Below are 4,177 nucleotides of genomic sequence, written 5' to 3'. Positions count from 1 at the left end.
TACAACCACCCCCGGGGTTAAGAAGTATGGGTGTATGGGAGTAGGGGCGTGTGGGAGTAGGGGCGTATGGGAGTATGGGAGTGAAAATATCTTTACACCCACACATGGATACCCCCATACACCCATACTTTCTTCCTGAGGGAGGGGAGCTGTACCGTGGTCTGGAGTTATTGAGGGGCCGGTTCCGGCATCCCCTGAATGGTTGTCAACTCAGACAACATCTCATCAGGCGGTCTTGAGGCTGAAGGTAATTACATGGTCCAGATGGACTCCAAGAGTAGCATGTTTCCCAAAAAGCATAAGTAATCCCTGGTCTGCCTTCCATTCATATCTTATTACTTCTGATAACTGTACAAAACCCGGAGTCTTGTCTTCTAGACGTGTAAGCTTTACTTCGCAACTTGCAAAAGCCGGGTCAGCCTGCTGAGGAGAGTAAAATTCCACCTCAAAATACCTTAATCTATCAAATAGCATTACGAAATTACCGTCTGAATTTACAATCTCAATGATCCCTTTATCAGTGTTTATGATTAACTGTTTTATCTGATCGAATTTAAATAACTCTCCAAGAGAGTTGACCATATTAATTTTTTTATACTGATTCTCACTCATTGATTTTCTCGCAACCATTCAGGGGGTCCTCGGTGGTGATTAGCGGCACCAGGCCATGCCACATATAAATGACGTAACCATTCAGGGGCAGGTGCCGGCCAGGGGACAGTCCCCGCGACACCTTTTCTGCTCCATATGCAATAATTGCAGACACAAAATTTTGTGAAGCTGCATAATCATTGCTTAGCGGGGGACAGTCCCCCTGGCCTTGTGCCATTAGTCACCACCGAGGACTCCCCTGAATGGTCACTAAATGACTAAACTGTTACGCTACTGCGACTGGAAATAAGACTTTTTGCAGTCGCATCTTCTTTTACTCTGTACCATTTAAAAAAATCCGGATTGATCATGGCTGTTTGTTTTGTGCCTCTGATTATCATAAGACTGTTAGCCATCTTGATTTCTACCGACTGAAAGTTATCTATAATAACAATTATTTCATGTCCATCTGAAAAAAATAATGCTATTTCGCATTGTTTAATCCGTGATGGTTGATTTGCCTGGTATACATCCTGAATTATGCATGCCATATGATCCCAGTGTATGCCAGTGATACCATCTGAGGTATGAATGTTGATCAATAATTGTTCACGGTTGAATTTAATGTTTCCAATAAGCTTTATATCAGATTTTTCGCCGTCAGAAGTATATAATTGTATTGGATTTTTTTCCATAGGTACTCCAGTTATAGGATGGTTTTATCCGAGCGCAGGGCTTTGTCTACATGCCAGGTTCTAAGAGGGCGCTGCTGGCGGGCTCGTCCGGCCAGCCTTTTCTGTTTGTAGCTTATGTTTATTATTTGCTGCATCTTTTCAAAACAAAAAGTACACTTACGTTCCTGACAATCCATTTTACAACCTTGAACGGTATCAAAAAAAACGTCATCAAACAGGTGAGAAGGTATCCTGCCGATATCTCTGGCAAGGTACATCTGATAGCCGGCGCCGATAAAATCCACCACATTGTATGGGGTGTTATTCTGAAAAGCGTCAATAAATGATTTCAGGGCAAAGGAAATAGAATTACGACAGCGTGGAAGCTTGACTACGTCAATATACGGGTTGAGTTTTTTAAAGCGATGAACAGTTACCCAGTTAGCCTTAAAAAAGTACCTGGGATCGGAAGCAATGCGGGTCCTGGTACAGAATGAGCTGTCCTGGGTCAGACTGCGGGCCAGATACCAGCGATGGCCGTATCTGGAATTTTCATCAGGGCACTTATTCAGACATCCTTCAAAAGCTATTACTTTCTGTGCGTAGCCTGCTCTGGAGTTGCTTGCAAGCTGCTCTGGATTTCTGATAATATTCACAGAAGGATTATGAAGTGTAACCCCCTCTTTTCGTTCTTCTTCCAACTGCTCTTCAGTCATTCGATGCGAAAGGCATGAACCCTGGATTTCAAGGTCGGGCAGTCTGTCCTTGAGCCTTTTGATCAGCTCTAAATCAGCCACCACGACACTTTTTATTCCTCTTGTATAGAACTCACCGGCTACATTATCAACAACCACCTGGTAGTTGTCATGCAAGAGGTAATTTAACAGCAGGGTGAGTTTGAAGCCGGTGTTCTTCCGGTTCCATGAAATCATTTCCATGGTCAGGCTGCGGGCTTCATTCAGAGATAGATTCGAGTTGACAGGTCTGCCGCTGGCACAGATCTGCGGATTGTAGTGGGGGAAATGCAGATCGTATACGTATTGTTTGAAACCAGACAGCTCGCTTAAGTTGTTTCTAATAGCCTCGGTCTGGTTTGTAGGAGAAATATTTTGAGGAGAAAAGCCGATTGTTGTCTTAAGGTTGTTCATGAATGTAATCCTGTTACCCGGTGTTTTACCTTCTCAGGCACATTTCCTTGAGCCATGCCGGGACCCGTACCGGCCTCCCCTCCGGGCCCATGCAGACATGTTCTGTACGCCCCAGGGTGAGCACCCGGTCCTGTTCCCGGCTCAGCACCTCATAGCAGAATGTAAAAGAAGCCTTGCCCCATCGGCTGACTGCGGCCCGGATAAAGATCAACTCGTCGAATCTGCAGGGCTGCATGTACTTGCACCAGGCCTCGGTCACCGGCAGAAAAACCCCCCGGGCTTCTATCTCGGCATAACCTATTCCGCGCTCCCGGATATAGGTACTGCGTGCCATTTCAAACCAGTGCAGATAATTGGCATAGTAGACCACACCCATGGCATCGGTCTCACCGTAGGATACCCGGTGGGGATGTCTGGTTTCAGGAGCGGGGAAATCCACGGCAGGCTTCATTGCCTTTCCATTCTGTCCAGGGCGAACGGCAGGAGGTCATGGCCGTGTCCCAGGAAAAGCCCTGTCCTTGCAGCCTCCTTCTCGGAGAAGGTCTCGGTGCCCGAGGCCTCTTTCCGGCTGTCGTAGACCAGAAAAGGCACCGGGTCCCTGGCATGGGTTCTGATTTTAACTGGTGTCAGATGGTCGCAGCAGATTAACATGATAATGTCTTCTCCTCTTAAGTGCTCCAGAAGCGGCAGCACTATCTGCTGATCAAAGCGCGAAATGGCCTCCACCTTGTCCTGGATAGATCCCATGTGGCCACACTCATCAGGAGCTTCCAGATGCACAAAAACAAAATCGCCTGTTTCCAGAAAGGTCCTGGCTGCATGCAGCTTGCCCTGGTAATTGGTGTCCAGCAGTCCAGTGGCTCCGGGAACGTCCACCACCCTCATGCCGGCTGCCCTGCCCAGACCCTTGACCAGGTCCACCGCTGAAATGACCGCCCCCTCCAGGGAAAACCTGTGCTTGAATGCAGGAAGTGTGAGAGAACCACCCTGACCCCATGGCCAGATGGCGCGCGCCCTGGTATGGTTGTGGACGCCCTGCAGAATATGTGCGGCCTCCCGAACCAGCTTCCACACTGCAGGGCAGGTCTGATACTTTTCCAGGTCCCGGGCAATACTTTGTTCCAGGAGGTCGTGGGGTGGCGTGATGTCCAGGTTGGTGGCCCTGCTGGGCAGGCCTTTTTTCTGTACCAGGATATGCCTGTACTGCACCCCGGCATGAAAGGAAAACTCAGAGTCGCCCAGCTCTTTCTGCAGAACCTGCATCAGTTCACCCCCATCCCGGGTACTGATGTGACCTGCTGCGTAGTCAAGCATGGTACCGGACTGTGAATAATCGCTGACATCCACCAGGTTACAGCGCCAGATAAGGTCGTCTTGAGCTGTCTCCAGACCCATGGCCACAGCTTCTATGGGCCCCCTGCCGGTGTGGTACTGCCCGGGTTCATACCCAAGCAGAGTCATATTGGCAATATCAGAACCCGGAGGCATGCCTTCAGGGATTGTCTGGCAGAGTCCCACCCTGGATACCTGGGCCAGAAAATCCATGCCCGGGGTATAAGCCTCTTCCAGGGGTGTTTTCCCCCCCAGTTCTTCCAGAGGCCAGTCCCCCATGCCGTCAGCCACCAGCAACAACACCTTGGTCATGATTCATCCTGATAATTGATTATCACTACAGCGAAACTTATGATTGACCTGCGGGGACTGGCTCTCCCCGCACTTATTTTTTCCAATAAAACCAAGATCATTTTAAAAAAATAAGTGCGG

Annotated in this window: 5 protein-coding genes; all 5 read right to left on the bottom strand. The window is 48.8% G+C overall.

Annotation, left to right across the window (positions count from 1 at the left end; all coding sequences use genetic code 11):
- Nucleotides 1-225: 225 nt before the first annotated feature.
- The 5 genes from QZP87_RS05635 to QZP87_RS05615 all read right to left on the bottom strand — a co-directional run bounded on the left by QZP87_RS05635 (nt 226) and on the right by QZP87_RS05615 (nt 4,057).
- Complete coding sequence (locus tag QZP87_RS05635; protein WP_291321945.1) at nt 226-630, bottom strand: hypothetical protein; 405 nt, start codon at nt 628-630, stop codon at nt 226-228.
- A 239-nt stretch (nt 631-869) separates the two neighbouring features.
- The gene (locus QZP87_RS05630; protein ID WP_291321944.1) at nt 870-1,286 is read right to left on the bottom strand and encodes a hypothetical protein; all 417 of its coding nucleotides are present in this window, start codon (nt 1,284-1,286) and stop codon (nt 870-872) included.
- Nucleotides 1,287-1,297: 11 nt separating this feature from the next.
- Nucleotides 1,298-2,413: a hypothetical protein gene (locus QZP87_RS05625; protein WP_291321943.1), complete on the bottom strand. Its 1,116-nt coding sequence runs from the start codon at nt 2,411-2,413 to the stop codon at nt 1,298-1,300.
- A gap of 25 nt (nt 2,414-2,438) precedes the next feature.
- Entirely contained in the window at nt 2,439-2,864 is a 426-nt protein-coding gene (locus QZP87_RS05620) for a thioesterase family protein (RefSeq protein WP_291321942.1), read from the bottom strand.
- On the bottom strand, nt 2,861-4,057 hold the full coding sequence (locus tag QZP87_RS05615; RefSeq protein ID WP_291321941.1) for a cofactor-independent phosphoglycerate mutase: 1,197 nt from the start codon (nt 4,055-4,057) through the stop codon (nt 2,861-2,863). The genes QZP87_RS05620 and QZP87_RS05615 overlap by 4 nt, the downstream gene beginning before the upstream one ends.
- Between the last annotated feature and the right edge of the window lie 120 nt (nt 4,058-4,177).

The organism is Desulfonatronospira sp. (assembly GCA_003563255.1).
Taxonomy (GTDB): domain Bacteria; phylum Desulfobacterota; class Desulfovibrionia; order Desulfovibrionales; family Desulfonatronovibrionaceae; genus Desulfonatronospira.
The sequence above is the reverse complement of the archived record's forward strand: the minus strand, read 5'-3'. Positions and strand labels throughout refer to the sequence as shown.